15 protein-coding genes and 4 tRNA genes are annotated in these 17,948 nt (G+C 64.7%); 13 read left to right on the top strand and 6 right to left on the bottom strand.

Going from position 1 to position 17,948, the window contains the following annotated elements:
* Positions 1-7: 7 nt before the first annotated feature.
* A complete protein-coding gene (locus tag ACWDLG_RS19295; RefSeq protein ID WP_449921657.1) occupies positions 8-358 on the bottom strand; it encodes a metallopeptidase family protein in 351 nt (116 codons plus the stop codon).
* Positions 359-442: 84 nt separating this feature from the next.
* Between ACWDLG_RS19295 and ACWDLG_RS19290 the strand changes: the two genes are divergently transcribed.
* The 5 genes from ACWDLG_RS19290 (at position 443) to ACWDLG_RS19270 (ending at position 3,240) form a co-directional block, all read left to right on the top strand.
* Positions 443-1,975, top strand: a complete 1,533-nt coding sequence (locus ACWDLG_RS19290) for a metallophosphoesterase family protein (protein WP_354923288.1) — start codon at positions 443-445, stop codon at positions 1,973-1,975.
* Positions 1,953-2,025: transfer RNA gene (locus tag ACWDLG_RS19285), tRNA-Glu, on the top strand. Before ACWDLG_RS19290 ends, ACWDLG_RS19285 begins: the two co-directional genes overlap by 23 nt.
* Before the next feature lie 93 nt (positions 2,026-2,118).
* Positions 2,119-2,193 (top strand) — tRNA-Asp (locus ACWDLG_RS19280).
* A 5-nt stretch (positions 2,194-2,198) separates the two neighbouring features.
* Positions 2,199-2,272 (top strand) — tRNA-Phe (locus ACWDLG_RS19275).
* 155 nt (positions 2,273-2,427) lie between these two features.
* Positions 2,428-3,240, top strand: a complete 813-nt coding sequence (locus ACWDLG_RS19270; RefSeq protein ID WP_449921654.1) for a TRADD-N-associated membrane domain-containing protein — start codon at positions 2,428-2,430, stop codon at positions 3,238-3,240.
* Positions 3,241-3,295: 55 nt separating this feature from the next.
* Here the strand turns inward: ACWDLG_RS19270 and ACWDLG_RS19265 are convergent, their stop codons facing one another.
* Positions 3,296-4,405, bottom strand: a complete 1,110-nt coding sequence (locus ACWDLG_RS19265) for a tyrosine-type recombinase/integrase (RefSeq protein ID WP_449921651.1) — start codon at positions 4,403-4,405, stop codon at positions 3,296-3,298.
* 81 nt (positions 4,406-4,486) lie between these two features.
* On the opposite strand from ACWDLG_RS19265, the gene ACWDLG_RS19260 reads away from it, so the two are divergent.
* A complete protein-coding gene (locus ACWDLG_RS19260; protein WP_449921648.1) occupies positions 4,487-4,726 on the top strand; it encodes a hypothetical protein in 240 nt (79 codons plus the stop codon).
* Positions 4,727-5,665: 939 nt separating this feature from the next.
* Here the strand turns inward: ACWDLG_RS19260 and ACWDLG_RS19255 are convergent.
* Positions 5,666-7,963 carry a hypothetical protein gene (locus ACWDLG_RS19255; RefSeq protein WP_449921645.1) on the bottom strand — a complete coding sequence of 766 codons (2,298 nt, stop codon included), beginning with the start codon at positions 7,961-7,963 and terminating at the stop codon, positions 5,666-5,668.
* A gap of 494 nt (positions 7,964-8,457) precedes the next feature.
* Here ACWDLG_RS19255 and ACWDLG_RS19250 point away from each other — a divergent pair.
* The 3 genes from ACWDLG_RS19250 (at position 8,458) to ACWDLG_RS19240 (ending at position 10,768) form a co-directional block, all read left to right on the top strand.
* Positions 8,458-8,536 (top strand) — tRNA-Phe (locus tag ACWDLG_RS19250).
* 833 nt (positions 8,537-9,369) lie between these two features.
* A complete protein-coding gene (locus ACWDLG_RS19245) occupies positions 9,370-10,179 on the top strand; it encodes an SGNH/GDSL hydrolase family protein (protein WP_449921642.1) in 810 nt (269 codons plus the stop codon).
* 31 nt (positions 10,180-10,210) lie between these two features.
* Positions 10,211-10,768, top strand: coding sequence for an SGNH/GDSL hydrolase family protein (locus ACWDLG_RS19240; RefSeq protein ID WP_449921639.1), 558 nt, complete (start codon positions 10,211-10,213; stop codon positions 10,766-10,768).
* A 341-nt stretch (positions 10,769-11,109) separates the two neighbouring features.
* Here ACWDLG_RS19240 and ACWDLG_RS19235 read toward each other — a convergent pair whose 3' ends face one another.
* Complete coding sequence (locus ACWDLG_RS19235) at positions 11,110-12,144, bottom strand: zinc-dependent alcohol dehydrogenase family protein (protein ID WP_449921638.1); 1,035 nt, start codon at positions 12,142-12,144, stop codon at positions 11,110-11,112.
* A 233-nt stretch (positions 12,145-12,377) separates the two neighbouring features.
* Positions 12,378-12,827, bottom strand: coding sequence for a replication initiator (locus ACWDLG_RS19230; RefSeq protein ID WP_449921636.1), 450 nt, complete (start codon positions 12,825-12,827; stop codon positions 12,378-12,380).
* Between the two features lie 406 nt (positions 12,828-13,233).
* On the opposite strand from ACWDLG_RS19230, the gene ACWDLG_RS19225 reads away from it, so the two are divergent.
* A complete protein-coding gene (locus tag ACWDLG_RS19225; protein ID WP_449921633.1) occupies positions 13,234-14,991 on the top strand; it encodes a hypothetical protein in 1,758 nt (585 codons plus the stop codon).
* Between the two features lie 6 nt (positions 14,992-14,997).
* Here the strand turns inward: ACWDLG_RS19225 and ACWDLG_RS19220 are convergent, their stop codons facing one another.
* A complete protein-coding gene (locus tag ACWDLG_RS19220; protein WP_449921630.1) occupies positions 14,998-15,969 on the bottom strand; it encodes an isocitrate lyase/PEP mutase family protein in 972 nt (323 codons plus the stop codon).
* A gap of 19 nt (positions 15,970-15,988) precedes the next feature.
* On the opposite strand from ACWDLG_RS19220, the gene ACWDLG_RS19215 reads away from it, so the two are divergent.
* The 3 genes from ACWDLG_RS19215 (at position 15,989) to ACWDLG_RS19205 (ending at position 17,921) form a co-directional block, all read left to right on the top strand.
* Positions 15,989-16,978 (top strand): DUF5937 family protein, encoded by a 990-nt coding sequence (locus ACWDLG_RS19215; RefSeq protein WP_449921627.1) that lies wholly within the window; start codon positions 15,989-15,991, stop codon positions 16,976-16,978.
* Positions 16,979-17,268: 290 nt separating this feature from the next.
* Positions 17,269-17,529 carry a type II toxin-antitoxin system Phd/YefM family antitoxin gene (locus ACWDLG_RS19210; protein WP_449921624.1) on the top strand — a complete coding sequence of 87 codons (261 nt, stop codon included), beginning with the start codon at positions 17,269-17,271 and terminating at the stop codon, positions 17,527-17,529.
* Entirely contained in the window at positions 17,514-17,921 is a 408-nt protein-coding gene (locus ACWDLG_RS19205) for a PIN domain-containing protein (protein ID WP_449921621.1), read from the top strand. Before ACWDLG_RS19210 ends, ACWDLG_RS19205 begins: the two co-directional genes overlap by 16 nt.
* Positions 17,922-17,948 lie beyond the last annotated feature (27 nt).

Raw genomic sequence — 17,948 nt, 5'->3', positions numbered from 1 at the left:
CCCGCGATCACCAGCCCAGCTGATGGAGCCGCTCGTCGTCGATCCCGAAATGGTGCGCTATCTCGTGGACGACCGTGATCTGCACTTCCTGCACGACCTGTGCCTCGCTGTCGCACATTTCACAGATGGGGTTGCGGTAGATCTCGATGCGGTCGGGCAGGACCGCCGAGTACCAATCGCCGCGCTGCGTCAGGGGAACACCGGTGTACAGCCCGAGAAGATCAGGCTCCGGCGGGTCGTCCACGACCACCACCACGACGTTGTCCATCACGCGGGTCAGGTCGGGAGGGATCGTGTCCAATGCTTCGGCCACGAGTTCTTCGAACTTCTCCCGGGAGACCTCTATCACGGTTGCCATTCTGCCCCGTCCGTCAGGTAGGCAAGAAGGCGTATGAACGTCATCAGAACCGTCATACGGTCGCGGCCTGCCCGGGTCGCGGCGGTGCTTCTCGTGTCCGCGGTCGGCGCCTGGCTCGGCATCATCCTCAGCGGGACGGTCCGCGCCCAGGTCGGTCCCGTCGAGACGGGGATGTCGCTCAGGCCCGCGTTGACCGGTGAGACCGTGGTCGACGCCCACCCGCTCGGCACCCTCAGGTTCCGCAGCCACGACGCGCCGCTCCGCCTGCGCATCACGCTCGAGAACATCGACCAGGACAAGGCCAGAGCCTTCATCGACGACCCGAAGCTCGCCACCCGGCTGCCCGAGATCATCGAGGACGACCTGCGCGGCGGAGTCCAGGCGTTGGTGATCCGTTCCCTGCTGTGCGCCGCCGCGGGAGCGCTGCTCGCCGGATACCTCGTCTTCCGCCGGCCCAGGGTCGCCCTCTACAGCCTGCTGGCCGCCGCCGTCGCCCTCGCGGGCACCGGCGCCGTCGCCGCCCTCACCTTCCGCCCCAGCTCCCTCGTGGAGCCCCGCTACTCGGGGCTGATCGCCGCCGCGCCGTCACTCGTGGGCAGCGCCCAGTCGATCGTGACCAAGTTCGAGTCGTACCGCCAGCAGCTCACCAAGCTCGTGACGAACGTCTCCAAGCTGTACGACACGGTCTCCGCGCTGCCCACCTACGACCCCGCCCCCGCCTCCATCAAGGTCCTGCACGTCTCCGACATCCACATCAACCCGATCGCGTGGAACGTCGTCCGCTCGCTCAAGGAGCAGTTCATGGTCGACGTCATCGTGGACACCGGCGACATCTCCGACCACGGCACCAAGGCCGAGAACGCCTTCATGGAGGAGATCGGCAAGCTCCGCGTGCCGTACGTCTTCGTGCGCGGCAACCACGACTCCAAGGTCACCGAGCGCGCGGTCGCCGCGCAGAAGAACGCGGTCGTCCTCGACGACGACTCCACCACCGTCGCCGGGCTGCGCATCTACGGCCTGGGCGACCCCCGCTTCACCCCCGACAAGTCGGTGCCGGCCGACAACGATCCGGCCCGCATGCGTGAGTTCGGCCGCGAGCACGCCGTACGGCTGCCACAGCCCTCTCCCGTCGACCTGGTCGCCATCCACGACCCCGACGCGGCCAAGGGCTTCTCCGGATTCGCTCCGCTGGTCCTGGCCGGCCACTCCCACCGCCGCTCGACCACGCTCCTGCCGTCCGGCACCCGCGTCCTCGTCCAGGGCTCCACCGGCGGCGCCGGACTCCGCGCCCTCGAACACGCCGAACCGACACCCGTCCAGGCATCGGTTCTGTACTTCGACAAGACCACGCACAGGCTCCAGGCCTGGGACGACATCACGCTCGGCGGCCTCGGAGAGCAGTCGGTGCACATCCAGCGTCACGTCGAGCCGGACCCTCGACGTATGATTTCCCCAGCACCAACGACGTCCCCGTCGCCAACGGGAAGCGTCAGCGGAGCTTCCGGTGGACAACCACTTTGGCACTTGGGGCACTCGTCCCCTATGCTTCAGAGGTCTCCAACGGAAGACGTCAGGAACGGGACGAAAGTCCCGGGCCCCCATCGTCTAGCGGCCTAGGACACCGCCCTTTCAAGGCGGCGGCACGGGTTCGAATCCCGTTGGGGGCACACGGCGACACCAGCCGGACGGAAGGTCGAAGACCTCCGAAAGACTGGTAAGCTAAGCGAGGCGGTTCGGCCGGAAGGCCGGAACGAAAGCAAGGTCCTGTAGAGCAGTTTGGAGTGCTCGCCACCCTGTCAAGGTGGAGGTCGCGGGTTCAAGTCCCGTCAGGACCGCTCTGGGTCAGGTAGCTCAGTTGGTACGAGCGTCCGCCTGAAAAGCGGAAGGTCGGCAGTTCGACCCTGCCCCTGACCACCCTTCTTGAACAGCAAAAACGCCCCGACGCGATCAGCGTGCGGGGCTTTTTGATTCGGTGACAGCAGCAGTGACAGCAACGACTACACCTGACGCTCTGTAACGGTTTGATCGTTTGAGGCCATGCTGAGGTTCCGTTGCGCAATCTTGGTCAGGTGTCGTTCGACAGTAATGTGAACCAAGAGGAATGGTCGGGGTCACCTGAACGGAAGCGGGCACGATTGTTCGGTTGGCTCGCCGTCACTCTTGCTGCTTTGTGGCTAGCAATCGTGATGTGGATGATCACGCTATGGGCGGTCTACCAGGGTGCGTACGCCGACGCCTTTATCGACTTGGTTGGGGTGCTGCTCGCCCTATCCGTGATCTTCCTGGTTGCCGTCATAGCTTTGGTCTATGCACGTCAGGCCCAACAGCAGCGCTTCGAGGACAAGAACAGAGAAGTCCGACGGGATGTTCAGCTGGGCTCTCGCGAGGCGGAACTGATCGGACAAGACGATTCTTATCTCAGCGAGCTCTGGAAGATCACCAATGAACGTCTGCGTGGGTATCACACAAGGGCCGATCAGCATGCGGAGCAGAGCTTTCGGAATGCTCAGTGGGCGATTCTGGGCGGCTTCCTGATCATCGTCGGCACATCGGGTATCGCAGCCTGGAAGACACTGTCCCCGCCGTCGAGCATCGTTGTTGGCCTGGTCGGTACGGCCGGGGCGGTACTTGCCGCGTACATCGGGCGAACTTTCCTGCGACTACAAGAGACCACAGCTCGTCACCTCCGGTCATACTTCGCTCAGCCCGAGGAGACGTTCAGATTTCTTGTCGCGCAGAGGCTCATTCGGGAGCTTAACGATGACCAACGGCCCGAAGCCGTAGCGCAGCTGATCGAGGCGATCGCTCGCACCGGCGGATCCGATCAGTCTCGCCAGAATGACGAACCCTCCGAGACGACCGAGAAGGACGCTGGTAAGTAAGGATGAGTGCCTCGACGCTGGAGTGAGCGTCGAGGCACTGTGCGGCTGCTTTGGCTTACCAGAGTGCTTCCCCGAGCCTGTGCAGTGCCGCGCGCTTGTCGTCGAGGGAGACGTGGGCGTAGATGGTCATGGTCACCTCGATGTCGCTGTGGCCTACGATGTCGCGGACGACCTGGGGCGGGACACCGAGGTTGAGCAGGAGTGTCACGCAGGTGTGGCGGAGATCGTGGAAGCGCATCTCGCCGAGGCCGGCGGCCTTGCGAATGGCTCCCCAGCTTCGTCGTAGGTTGTCCGGCTCCATGGGGGTGCCGCATCGGGAGGGGAAAACAAGGCCGTGTTCCTTCCACTCTTCCCAGCGGTCTGAGCGTTCTGCGAACTGCTTCTTGCGGTGCTCCTTCAGGGCTTCTAGGCAGATCAGAGGTAGCGGGACGGTTCGCTCCGAGTCGGCGGTCTTGGGGCGGACGAACTGGAGGCGTCCGCCGACGCGCTGGAGGCTCTGTACGACTTCTAGCTTGGTGCCGTCGAGATCGACGTCTTCCCAGCGGAGCCCAAGCAGTTCCCCGCGGCGCAGGCCGAGGCAGAGCGCCAGGACGTACAAGGCATAGAGCCGGTGTTCGCGACCGGCCTTGAGGACCGCCCGAGCTTGCGGAACGGTGAGTCCGCGATTGACCTTGTACTTGGGAACCGGGACCTTGACCAGTTTGGCGACGTTGCGGGCGATGATCTCCTCTCGGACAGCGCACTCCAAGGCGTTCCGGAGAACCGCATGAATGGACTGCACCATACGTGTCGACAACCGTGACTGACAGCAGGTGCCATTCTTGAGGGCACAGCACTGAAAAGTCTCGCGAGAAGCATCCCAGCCGTTCCGGCAGCACTGGCACTCGGAGCGGACTCGATTGATGAACAACCTGACGTCCTGGGCGTTGAGTTTGCCGAGCCGCTTCCTGCCCAACCCAGGGATGAGATGGAGGCGGACCACGCCCTCGTAACCCTGATAGGTCTTGGGGCGCCGCTCTTCGCTGACGATGTGCTTGAGCCAGTACGTCAGGAAGTCGGCCACAGTCCAGTTCTCCGACGAGACGGGAATGCCTTGGTCGGCTTGGCGGAGAAGCTCGGTCAGCTTCTTCCGTGCGTCATCCTGGGTCCGGGAAGAGCCCTGCACTCGCTTGACCGTTCCCGCCGTGGTCTGAACGAACGCGGCATAGCCGTATCGGCCGTCCTTACGGGGCCAGATGCTTCGGTCGTGTCGAACTCGCCGGTGATGGTGCAACGCCGCGCCAACGCGTTCGGCGTGGTCATGGTGGCACGTCAGACGGTCTGCCTGGGCCGCCTGCATGCGGGCCAGGTCGTCACCGTGCACGTCAGTGACACCACCTTGACCATCGACCTGCCGGAAGGGCCACGAGTCGTGCGGCGCACCACCGACCTTCCGATCCGCAATGTCAAAGCTAACCGGCCCCGCAAGGTCAGCAATGTTTCCTAGATCACCTGTCGTGCATGTCCTGGGACAGAATCGTCACTCATCTTCTGGGACTAGACACAGGCCATCGAGGGCCGATGAATGAGAACTTTCTCCACGTCTTCAAGCCCGCCGCGTAGCGGCGGGTACGGCGCGATCATGCCGGGTCAGGGGAGGGGGCCGCGACCTCGGGTGTGACCTGACGCGGAAGGCCATAAGCAAGACGAGCGGGCTTCGGCAATGCTTCACCAAGAGCGACGACGAGAGGACTCCGAGGCGAGGCTGTACCACGCGCAACGATCACCACGACTCCATCAGCTCGCAGGAGTAGCAGCTCTCTGAGACGAACGCCGGGCCTGCCTGTCCACCGCTCTCCGGTCTCCGCTGCCAACACCGCGCCACCGCGGGGACACCAACACTGAAGCCCCGGCCCCTGCGCGCTCGCTCGCGGCGGGCTGCGGCTCTCCGGCCGGTCCCGCCGCGGCGGCGCGCGTGCCGGCAAGCGGCACATCCGAGCATGATGGACCTGGCCGTCCCTGACGCCCGCTCCTCCTCAGACCTCGCCCACTCCCGCAGCGCCACGATCAGAGTCCATGGCAGACCAATCGCACGAGGCACCTGCCCCGCGGCTTGAGGGAAATATGGGGCTCCGCCCCAAACCCCGGCCCTCCTCGGAGATGGCCAAAGATCGGTGGTTGCTGTGATGTGAAGTGGCTGGGGTCCTGTGCGGCCATCTCCTCGTCGGCCACCCCAAGGGACACCAGACCAGCCGCACCAGGGCAAGCCGCCATGTGCGGGCAGGACAACCAGCGCACGCGGAAGTTCACCGGGATACATGTACACGTGAATGACGGCTTGCCCTGGCACGTCCGGCCCGGTATGGCTGCGCCTGCCCGACGAGGAGATGACCGCAGAACGCGTGAGAGTACTGATTGCCGAAGTATCAGAACCTCTTTGTTGAGGCTAGCCATTGGCCCAATAGTTCTTGACCATGATCTGATATACCGACTCAAGCGATCGATGCTTAGGAACAATTTCTCTCTTTGCGTCTGCGTAGAGAGTGAGAACTCCCTCTACGGTCGGACCTGCTTGCCAGCGACCTAGCTCACCATCGAACCTATAACTGAAAGCCGAGTTTGCCCACTTGAGTACGTCTGCAGCATCCTCGAAAGCTTCATTCGAGAAGGTGGCCAAGTTCACAGTTACGGCCCAAGCATCATCATGTCGAGCCAGCATCCACTCGCGCATATTGAGACCATGGATGCTCCATCGATTTACACTATCAATCATCCTCCAACTGCCAACTCGAACTTCGTCGGGAATTATCTGCTGGGCACATTTGGACTTGGCGAGATCTGGCTCAAGTGCAGGATCGAATGTATCGACAATGATGCCGAGGCGGGTGTTCGACGAGTCTCGCTGCAAAACAAAAGTGACCGAGTTACGATCCCATGTGATTTCTCTTTTTGGTCCGTAACGAGCCTTAAGGTCGGCCATCACGTAGTAGCCGTCCTTCATAAATGCCAATTGTTGCGGGAAAGTTACGAGCGTCTGCATGATGGCGTCATTAAGCTCGAAGGATGAGATCTCAGAGACGACCAACATAAGTCCTACACCAACTCTGCCTCCCGACTTTCGAATTACTTCGACGAGTTCGTGGGCTCGCTCGTCCCTAAGAATCTGGTCAGCATCGTCAATCGCTATAAATAGTCCGGGCTTGTCACGTCCGGGGAACCCTACATACCCTCCCTCTTTCCGCTCCTCAATTACGCGAAGCGCGATTTCTAGGACATGAATGGCGTCATTGACGCTTGTGACTAGTGGGCGGTCCTTGTGAAGCGCGCGGGAGATGTCCGCCAAGCTGTCGTTATTGAGCGGATTGACTGGTATGACATCAAACACGCCCGAGGCGTACGCTTCTATGATCAGGGTTTGCAAGCTAGCTGATTTGCCCATGCCGTGGCTGCCAATAATAAGAACTGATTGGATTATCCCAGTCTTTGGGTCGTAAAGTTGGAGGTGCGACGGACTTCCATCCGAGTATTTGCCTATCTGAATCGTGCCTCTGCGTGGATCATACGTCGGCAGTCCAGGGTGTTGTGGCGGCTCCTTAGCCTGGCGCTCCGATTCCCTGACTCGATTGATTTCTCCTCTAATGACTTCGTGATGTTCCGTGGCAGTATCGGCGGGTACCTCTGGAGGAGGTATTTTGATGCCGGAAGGTTTACGAATGGCAGGTGCTGCGTCGCCAAAGATACGCATCGCCGCACCTGAATTCTCAGCCAGGTTCGCCACAATGTCCTGGCCTTGTCGCAACATGTAGGAGCCGAAGCGCCAATCACTCATTTGTTGCGCTGAAATCCCTCGCAAGACATCTGGAGCGGCCAGCTCACTCGGTGGTAGGTCGTGCGATATGAGATGACTTTTATATGGTGTAGGTGTCGCCGATGAATAAAAGCGGGCAAGGCCATGCCATCCACTCAGGTGGATGTGAAGAAGGCGGAATCCCGCCTTGCGCATCTTTTGCATCGCGTCGGTTGGCCTCGAAGCACGCCACTCGACAAGCTTCTCATTATAGTGAGGAGAGAAATGTGAAATTATGCTGTGTTCGATCAAATCGACTGACGCGCGCAGGACTTTACCTTCTACGGTGACGAGATCTCGCCAGTATATTTCGAGGTCCGGACCAGGCTCCGCGTCTTCAATGTGATCATCGCTGATGAATATCGACTTTTCGCATGCCAGTGGAACTACAAAGATTTCGTATCCACTGTCAATGTGATCTTCGTAGATTCGCTGTAGCTTCTTGTGGGTAAGAGTGCGCTCATACGAGTTGCGCGAATTGTTCGATCCGAATGCTTGTCCAACGTAGAGGACTTCCTGTAGCGATACATCTCCTCTGGCCTCGGCCAGCAATGAAGCGAGTGCCCATGAATCACCGTGAATCACGGTCTCTGATGTTCTGAACGAAAAATATGAGCCATCTGCATAAATCTGAAAATCGCTTAGGTGTCCTAGATGTCGAGTGTCGGTGCCTAATGTATGAACGTCAGCTTTTCCTGTCTTGCTATTGCGAGTGACGAAGTCGGCTGTCAGAATCTCGTCTTCATATCTGAAAGAATTCGGCATCAGCTTAACTGCTGGTCTCCTAGTAAGGAGATACCAATGGCTGCCCGAGAGTGCCTGGGCGAGGCTTGTTGAGTCGAACCTGCGCTGATATATGTGCGCAACATGTAGGCGAAAGAACAAGGTGCCGGCCAAGTCACCCTCCTGCGGCTTGGACTTCTCCTAGCTTTAGGGCAGGGTCTGAGTCTACGTTGAAGAAGTGACATCTTAAAGACCTCATAGGCGGTGGATCAAACTACCGAAACCGGTAGGGTCTAGCCGTATTCGGACACCGTTCGGCCATAGGTGCTACGGAGTTCGCGGGCAATCCATCGACCCCAAAGGGTGCAGCAATCGCGTGCAGCAACCTCGCCAACCGCAATCGGCCGCTCGCGATCTATACCGGACGTCTGGCCTCGATGCCGACCGTCAGCGACTTCCATGCCGCGAGTTCACACCGAAGTGATCCGTCCAGGCCGTGACGATCGCTGACTTCGGTTCCCGCCGACCGGGGCTGGGGCGATCGACGCCGAAGCCCTCCTTCGTCGGGCCCCGGCACCGGATGACCATGGCTGAGGTGACAGCAGCGCTGACAGCAACGTCCCCACACGCCGACGCATCCGCGCCACCGCACACACGCACCTGAGCACGGTCTCGATCAGCCGAGCAGTGTGATTGCTCCGCCTGAAAAGCGGAAGGTCGGCAGTTCGACCCTGCCCCTGACCACCATTCCTGAGCTGCAAAGAAGCCCCGAAGCGAAAATCGCTCCGGGGCGTTTTTGTTGCCTTGACGACAACGCTGACGACAGTATGCGCTCGTCGAACAGTGAGCCTTCAGTGAAGAGTCAGAGTGTGGGCGAGTATTCGTGGCCGCAAATCGGGCCAGAGGCGGCTGAGAAGATCCAAGCATCCTGGCCTGCCACATGCCAGGCGCTCCCGGTGGATGAGCACATCGCTGGAACAGTCATTGGCAGACAACCGTTCGGTATCTTCCTGAGGATCCACGGTGTCCCTGATGCTGTAGGACTGGCCGAGGTAGCCGGCATGCCTCTGGATTTCGAACTTCCGCAGCTTGGCGCCCAGGTGAAAGGTCGCGTTGCCGACCATGTCAAGCACAACCACCAGGTGCGAATCACACTCGACGGATCGACGCCTCCTTGGAATGACAACAGCGCCTCAAGCTCATAAGCCTGAGGCGCTGCAATGGAAGCTCTACTTGAGTGCGTTTCCGAGCTTGCCGAAAGGGTGGGGTCTCATAGTGTGCGCGGCCAGTTAGCCACACATGTCCGAGCACCATGTGTCACGCACATCATGGCCCCGGCAGGCCGCTCAGGTCCGATCGTGGTTCGGTGTCGAGTCGGCGCGGATCACGGTCAGGTCGGTGATGATGCTCGGGAGTGCATCCCGAGCGCTGTGAACGTGGCGTCCGGTGGAGTCGGCCACCCGGAGTGCCATCGGGCTACAGCAAGCGACTGCGTGTGCCACCTTGCCGCCGTTCGAACGCGCGATCCGCGCCTTTGCCGGCGACGGCGACCTGTGTGTGGGCGGTGCGGCCAGGTCGCCGTGGCCCAAGCCCTGCTGGGCATCCGCTCCGAAGGCGGCTGGTTGCGCTTCCTTCCGCGACACGACACAGGCCCAGCGGAACTCGGGGTCCAGGTCTTCGACGTTCCGGCCGAACTCTGCGCCCACGGGCACGGGCCGGACGCCCGCCCCCGCGTGGTCGCCGCCGGCGCCAGCATGACCCAGGGCGCACTCGGCGCGGACTGGGTCGGCTCGCTGCGCGCCCGGCCCGAGCATCAGGGATACGCGTTCATCAACGCCGGCACCAACGGCAACACCAGCGCCGACCTGCGCCGGCGGGTCGAGGCCGACATCGTGGCCTGCCGCCCCGCCGCGGTCACGATCCTGATCGGCACCGACGACGTCCGCAACGGCGTCCCGCTGGATCAGTACCGAGACAATCTCGGCGTGATCGTCGACCGCCTCAAGTCCCGCACCACAGCCAGGATCGCGCTGATGTCCCTGCCGCCGCTCGGCGAGGACCTGGACACAGCGATCAACCGAAAGCTCGCCGGATACAACGCCGCGATCAAGGACATCGCGCACCAGGCGCAGGTCGACTACCTGCCCGTGCACGAGCGCGTGGCCGACCACCTGCGGCCGCAAGGTGGGCGGCAGCCGTACGCCTTCAGCTTCCCGCTCGCCTTCACCGCCGCCGCCCAGCACTACCTGCTGCGGCGCAGCTGGGACGAGATCGCCCGCGACGGCGGACGCGAGCTCCTCATCGACCACGTCCACCTCAGCGACCGCGGCGCGGCCATCATCACCGGCCTCACCTCCCACTGGCTGTCAACAGCACCCAACGCCTGCTGAACCTCCAGCTCACCCTCCACCGGAGATCACCATGACCGTTGCCATCACCCTGATCCTGCTGCTCATCGGCGGCCTGAGCGCCCTGATGTACCTGGCCTTCCGCCGCCCGCCCGCCAACCCGCCCAAGAAGTTCCGCACTCGTGGGCCCAGGCCCGGAACCCACACCGTCACGGTCGCCTTCGGTGACAGCCTCACCCACGCCAGCCTCAGCGCCGACTGGGTGGGCGCGCTGCGCGAGCGGCTCGGCCCCGGCGGGCACGAGTTCGTCAACGCGGGCATCAACGGCCATACCAGCGCCGACCTGCTGGGCCGCCTGGACCAGGTCGTGGCCTGCCGGCCGGACGCCGTCGCCATCCTCATCGGCACCAACGACGCCCGCAACGGCATCCCCGTGACCCGCTTCCAAACCAACCTGGAACAGATCGTCAGCCGGCTGCAGTCCCGTACCACTGCCCGCATCGCCCTGCTGTCGGCGCCCCCGGCTGGGCGAGGACCTCGACGGCCGGGCCAACCAGGAACTTGCCCCTTACAACGCCGCCATCAGGCAGACCGCCACCCGTGCGGGCGTCGCCTACCTGCCGGCATATGAGCGCATCGCCGAGCACATCCGCTCAAACGGCACCGCGCCCCGCTTCGCCTTCAGCTTCGGCCTGGCGCTGCGCGTCGCCCTGCAGCACTATCTCCTGCGCCGCTCATGGGACGACATCGCCACGGGCAATGGCCTGACCATGCTCACCGACCAGATCCACCTCAACGACCAGGCCGGCACCGTGATCGCCGACCTCGTCACAGGCTGGCTGTCCAGCACCCTGCACGTTGAACACGGTCGGCCTCGCCTGCCGGTTTGAGGGGCCCGGCGCGGAAGACCTGTGCGCGACCACCACCGACAGCCCGCCCGGCGACAGGCTCCCGCGATCCAAATACCGCGTCCTATTCGAAGACGAAGAGTGGCTTGGCGCCACGTGCGGGTGTTTCGGCGAGCGAGATGGCTTCCATGAAGCGTTCGAGCGGGAACGGCTGGCCCTGGGGGATACTCAGCACTCCGTCCGCGACGAGACTGCGAACCTCGGAAAGCGCGCGCAGCGCATCCGCAGGTGAGGCAGTGCCGAACCAGCGGTTCAGCCAGAAGCCACGGACTGCTTTGGTCTCGTAGATAACCGAGCGTGCCTGCAGCGGGATCGTCAGCGCTGCCGGGTCGGTCTGCCGATGGGTAGAGAGCGCGCCGTAGACCACGAGCTCTCCTCCCGGAGCCAATGCGTGGGATACCTGGGCACCCACGTGGCCCGCGACACAGTCGATGGCCTTGCGCACGCCAGCCGGTCCTGCTGTTTCAGCCACACGCTGCAACAGGTCCTCGTCCTCAGTGCAGATGACCTCGTCACCACCAAGCGCTTTGATCTCCTCGACGGCATCGCGCCGCCGCACGACATTGATCGTCGGAATGCCCAGATGCCTGGCCAGCTGAATGACGAGCCGGCCGACGGTGGAGCCCGCGGCTGTCTGCAACAACCATTCACCCGGCTGTACGTCGAGTTCGCGTGTCACCAGCAGCAGCGCGGTCAACGGGTTGACGGCGAGTTGGCAGGCGTCGGAGTCGCTCAGATGGTCGGGGACCGGCAGGAGCCTTCGGGTGTCGGCGACAAGGTATTCCTGCCAAGTGCCGGCCGTACGGGGCCCGGGTACCGCCGGGACTGCAACGGTCACCACGCGCTCGCCGATCTCCAGCCCCTCGGTGTCCGGGCCCAGGGCCTCTATACGGCCCACGCACTCCATGTGACCACCAACAGTGGGGAACTCGGGGGAGAAACCGTAGCGACCACGCAGTACGTGTAGATCGCTGGCGTGAATCGGAGTCGCCTTCACGCGGATCAACGCCTGACCGGCTTCTGGCGTGGGAACAGGCCGGGATTCCACCCGCAGGACATCGGCCGGCTCGCCGACCTTTCCGGCTACGAGCGCGCGCATGGATTGTGGCATGGCCATGAGATCCCCTGGTACTCGTAGAGAGTGCGCGCATAGGCCGGCACCGTGCGAACGTCCTCGGCCCGCCGCACGATCCCGTTCAGAACCGAGCCCCCCATCGTCACCTCGTCGGCAAGGTTGTCCAGCCAAGGGGGGTAGTAGTCCGTGCGCTGCCGCGCCGGGTCGCCGGTGTCCAGATACGTCGGTGTCGTCTTGTCGGTCTTTTTCCAGCTGTTCTAGTGGAAAACCAGCTCCTGCGAGCCGACCAACGAATCCGGAATAATCGTAACACCGTCACCTATTTCTTCCTGGTTCTGCAACGGTGCGGGTGACTCGAACGGGCCAGGCCGTTGCGAGGGGGCCGGTGGTGGTCGCGGCGACCTGGTCGGGACGTGAGATCGGGGCGTGCCGGCCTGGCGGGAAGGCTGGTGGGTGATCAGCGGGCGGCCGGTCGTCGACGCACTCTTCCCGTCCAAGAGCCTCACGTGGCCGCTCTGCCAGCGGAGTCTGAGTTGCTGGCGGGCGTTACGGAGGACGCCGAGGGTGGTGGGGTAGCGGCGGGACTTGGTGGAGAAGTGGCCGCGGAAGCCGAGCATGTGAGCCCACTGGGTGAGGCGCAGGTCGGCCAGAGGGGGTTGATGCGGCGATCGAGTGTGCCGACGCCTTCGGCGGCTTGGGTGGCGCACTTGGCGATGTAGGCGGCGGCGACGGCTTGCTTGGGTGAGTCCGGCGGGCTTGGCTCGAGTCACTCTGATCGCCGACCAGGGGCCTCTCCTTCGCCGGATCTAGCCGCAGGACGAGTCGCGCTGTGCTCGGCGCCAGACGTGTGTCTAGCGCTGGACTTCGCCGATGATGAATACCGTCCCGTCGGTCCCTGGAGGCAGGCAGTCGTCGGGGATCTTGACTCCGGACGGCGGGTTGGTGCGCCAGGTGGATCCACCGCCTCCCGCTCTGAACCTGTCGCTTTCCATGATGGTCCCCACCCCCGGCACGTCGACCCCGCGCTTCCCTCCGGCCAGGAGAGGCTCGGTGCCATCGGGCCAGCCGGGGGCGCCATCGAGCAGGCCGCCGCCACGGATGTTGCCGTGGATCGTGGTGCTCGACCAGTTCCGGGGGAACTACGCGGTCGTACTACGATCGGGCCTCATTGTGCGCATAGATCGTTTAGCGACGTCTGTCTACCTGGTCATCACTCTCGGTTCGATCGTCCTCAGCCTGGTGATCGGCACCGCGACACCCGCATGGCTGGTCACCATGTGGTACCCGCCCGGCGAGGTCGTCGGGAAGTCTCCTCTGGTGCCGGTGCTGGGCGGGTTGCTGCTGGTCGGGCTGGTGAACTCGTGGATGCTGTGGCAGATTCTGCGGGGACCCGCGCCTGCGGCCGTGCCGATGCGTCGCGCGGCCACGTGGCTACGGCTGCTGCTGTACGCGGACGTGGTGTGGCTGCTGATCCCCTCGTTCCTTCCAGACCTGGTTGAGACGGTCATCGGACTGGCGCTCTGGGTGCCTGCGCTGGTGCTGCTCACGGTGATGCTCACCGGGTCAGGTCGGCCCTTCCGGCTGGCTCTGCTCCTGCTCGGACTGGTGGGACCGGCCATATCGTTCGCGAGCGACCTGGCGGACGATCTGAAGCCCGAGCTCTTCATGAGTCCGGCCGACCGAGCGAGTGTCATGGCCGCGGGAGTGGCCGCGTTCGTCGCGATGGTGCTGCTGCTGGTCGCTCAGCGGCGTGACGGACGCTGGAGCCGGGTGACGCTCCTCATCGGTCTGGGCACGTTCGCGAGCGCGTTCCTGGTGGAGCTCGTGGATGGCCTGACGCGCGGCAGCACTATCGAGTCGATCGCCGAGGCGATGGATGTGCTCTACATCGTCTGGCTGGCGCGTACGGCGCACGAGCTGAACCGTGAGCGGAGGCGGAAGACGGCGCTGCGAGTGCCCACAGCGGTCGCGGCTGTGGCCGCGGTCCTGCCGCTGATGGTCGTCGGACCCGAGGGCCGTCCCCATCTCGGCTACACCTGGCAGAGCGGTGACCTCATGGACTGTTGGGCGTCGTCGGCACCGCCACGCGTCGCGGACATCCCGGCCCACGAGCGCGACCGGGCCTACATGTGCAGCGTGAACAAGCCTTCTGACCTGCGTGTCTCGGATCAGGAACTGCTCGGCAAGGGCTGGGCCGCGTGCGCCAGGTTCGCAGCCGGGGAGCCGGTCAAGGCTCGGCCCGCGCTGCTCGCGCTGCTCTGTCCGGAGGTGATCGGACGGAAATATCCGGATCTGTTGCTGTCGTCTGCTCAGATGCGCCGGCAGCAGGCAGAGAAGGAGAACGCCGAGCGCAAACGGCGAGAGCGCGAGGCGCGCAAGGAGGACGCCATGTGCCGCGACCCGTGGCCCGCGCTACGTACTCGGTTCCAGGCGACCGCGTCCTATTACGACTGGGACGGCATGCCGTACGGCATCGACGACCCGGAAGCGGACACCGAGGAACATTCCCAAAAGATCTGGAACGCGGAATCGGTCGGCACCCTGGCGGCCAGCGGTCCGCTGGCCCTGGTCTTCACGCCCAGCCAGGACTGGGCGACCTGCGTCACGGCGAAGGCGCTGCGCTCGGCCCCGCCACCCCTGCGACGCAAAGGCTGGGAGAAGGTGGTCGAGGTGGACATCGTCAGCGAATCGGGTCGCCTGGTGATGCAGACGCTCTCGGCGAGCAAGGTGCGCTTCCCCGATCTTGCGCGCGGCGGTCCTGGCGTCTACCGGCTGCGCCTGTATACGCGTCAGAGCGTGGATCTCATTCTCAGCTATCCGGTCAGGAGAGCGGACGCCGCCCTCGATCGCCTGCCCGAGCCGTCCTCCTAGGCTCGGTCAACGACGGAACAGGACGTCGAGTTCGCTGAAGTCCAGTGAGCCGTCCAGGGCTGTGAGGCTTCCCGTGCCGAGCAGTTCCGCGGCGGCTCTGCGGGCCGCGGTGTAGGCGGCCTGAGCCAGCCCGGTGCCCAGGCTGATCCTGCGCACCCCCGCCTGCGCGAGCTCGGTGACACGTGGTCCACCGGCGACGGCCATCGCGTTGACCGGCAGTGGCGACTCGGCGCAGAGAGTGCTCAGCACGTCCAGATCGAGCAGGCCGGGAACGAAGATGCCGTCGGCTCCCGCCTCGGCGTATGCCGCCGTGCGCGCCAGCACCTCGCCCAGTCGGGCGTCGGACGGACCGATCGCGAACAGGAAGACGTCGGTGCGTGCGTTGATGAACAGTGTCGGCAGGCCCGCCGCTGCCGCGGCATCCCTGGCGGCGCGCAGCCTGGCGCTCTGCTCGGCGACGTCGAACAGCGGACCGCCGACAGCCGTGGAGTCCTCCAGGTTGACGCCCACCGCACCGGCCTCGACCACCGCCCGCACGGTTGTGGCGACATCCGCCGGGGCCGGGCCGTACCCTCCCTCCACGTCGACCGTCACCGGCAGGTCGACGGAGTCCACGATGCGCCGCGCGGCCTCCATCATCTCGCCCCGGCTGAGCCGTTGCCCGTCCCCGCGACCCAGGGACCACGACACGCCACCGCTGGTCGTGGCTATCGCCGTGGCGCCGGCCGCGGCGATCACCGTCGCGCTGGCGGCGTCCCAGGCGTTGGGCAGCACCAGCACGGACTCGGTGCTCAAGGCGCGGAACAGCCGGGCCTTCCGCTCGGTCGCGGCATCAGGGGTGGGGGAGAGGTCAACAGACATGTGCATGACCGCCTTCGCGTCGTTCTGCTTCGCGGCGCCCCGCCTCGTGGGCACCCGCAACGGGATGCTGCCGGGCGGGACGGCGAGCGTCCATTGATTAAGCTCGGACCGAATCATGGGACGCAAGGGAGGCGGTATGAAGGCGCGGCTGACCTTCTCGGTGAACGATCTGGCCGAGACCCGGTTCGCCGTCTCGCCCATGTGGGAAGTCGTCACCAGTCGCAGAGTGTTGACCGCCGCCGCGGTGGCGGACCCCCATCGGGGCTGGGTCGACCAGGTACGCCCGCGGCTCGCGGCCGCGGGTCTCGACCGCGGCTGGCTGGCTGACATGATTCCGCTCGTCGGCCACCTCCCCGACTTTCTCAACCCGGCACCGGCGACCGCGTCCCCCGACCTTTCCGACGAGCTGGCCGCCATCGAGGCCACCGACCCCGAGCAGGTACGGCGGGACCTCGACTGCCTGGCCGCCGAGCGCGACGGCCGGTTGTCCTCCCGGCTGCGGAGCCTTCACCGGACCCCCGGGACCTACCTGCCCAGGATCGTCGCGGAGATCGAGGCCTACTGGCGGCTCGCGATAGCGCCTTACTGGGCCAGGATCCGCACGGTGCTGGAGGCGGACGTCTTCCATCGGGGCCGCCAGGTGGCCGAGCAGGGCACGGCCCAGGTGCTCAACGAGTTGCACCACACGGTGCGTTGGGCCGGCGGCGGCCTCCACCTGGTACAGCGGCACTGCGCCATCACCAGGATCGAGACCGGGGCCGGGCTGCTCCTGGTGCCGTCGGTCTTCGCGTGGCCGCGAGTGCTGACGCGTTCCGTCGCGTCGGAACCACCGCAGTTGGCCTACCCGGCACGCGGGATCGGCACGTTGTGGGAGCGTCGGACGCACGAGCGCGTGGAAGCCCTCGCCGCGGTGATCGGCCGGTCCCGCGCGCTGATCCTGACCGAACTGGACTCACCCGCCTCGACCACCGAACTCGCCCAGCGGTCGGGCCTTTCCGCGGCGGGCGTGTCCCAACACCTCACCGCACTGCGGGCCGCCGGCCTGACCAGCACCCACCGTGCGGGCCGCTCGGTGCTCTACGCCCGCACCGGCCTGGCCGACGCCCTGCTCACCGCCCAGACGTGAAAGCCCGCTCGACGCGGGGTATCGCTGAACTCGCCCCCGATCTCGCCGCCGGCCACACCGGGCGGACGGTCGTTCGGAGGCATCCGGCGGTGCCTCTCACACGAGGCACCGCCGGCGGTCACGGTGAGCACCGGTCCTGCTGATGCGCGGCCTGGCGAGGGCGATGTGGCTGGTGGCCTGCCTGGAGTGGATGGCTGATCGGAACTCGATGAGCCGAGGGAGCGGGGGACGTGACGCGTCCGCGTACGCGTACGCGTACGCGAGGGCATCGAATCAGATAATCTGATTTCATGAAGGTGATGACTGCCACTGAAGCGTCTCGGAGCTTCGCGACGGTCCTCGACGAGGCGGAGCGCGGGGAAACGATCGTGGTGACCCGTGGCGGGAAGCAAATCGCCGTGATCGGCCCCGCGCCCACTGCGCCGGGGCGTATGGTCAAGGCGTTTCTGGCCAGAAGCGCGGGGACACTGGACGCGGATTTCGAGGCTGATGTCGCGGCGGCCCGCGAGTCCATCACGGACGAGATGAGGGGCACGTGGCCCGACGCCTGATCCTGGACACGGGTGTGCTCATCGCCGCTGAGCGAGGCAAGGCGTCCGTGGACACGGTGATCGACGATGCCGATGATGTGGCGATCGCCGCGATCACCGTGGCTGAGCTCCTCGTCGGCGTGGAGATGGCCGATGCGGCCCGACGCCCCGATCGACAGGCCTTCGTGGATGAAGTCCTGGCCTTGATTCCCGTCGAGGAGTACACGACAGACGTCGCCAGAGTTCATGTTCGGCTCATGGCGCATGTTCGGCGAGAAGGTAAGTCCAGGGGCGCGTACGATCTGCTGATCGCGGCGACGGCCGCAGCCACGGCGAGAACAGTGATCACGATGGACGCCTCGGCCGCATTCGACGGTCTCCCCGGCGTCCGCGCTCAGGTGGTTCCCCGCTGATCTTCGACGGCGAAGCCCCGGAGCGTC

It is taken from the genome of Nonomuraea sp. NPDC003727 (assembly GCF_053586935.1).
The sequence above is the reverse complement of the archived record's forward strand: the minus strand, read 5'-3'. Positions and strand labels throughout refer to the sequence as shown.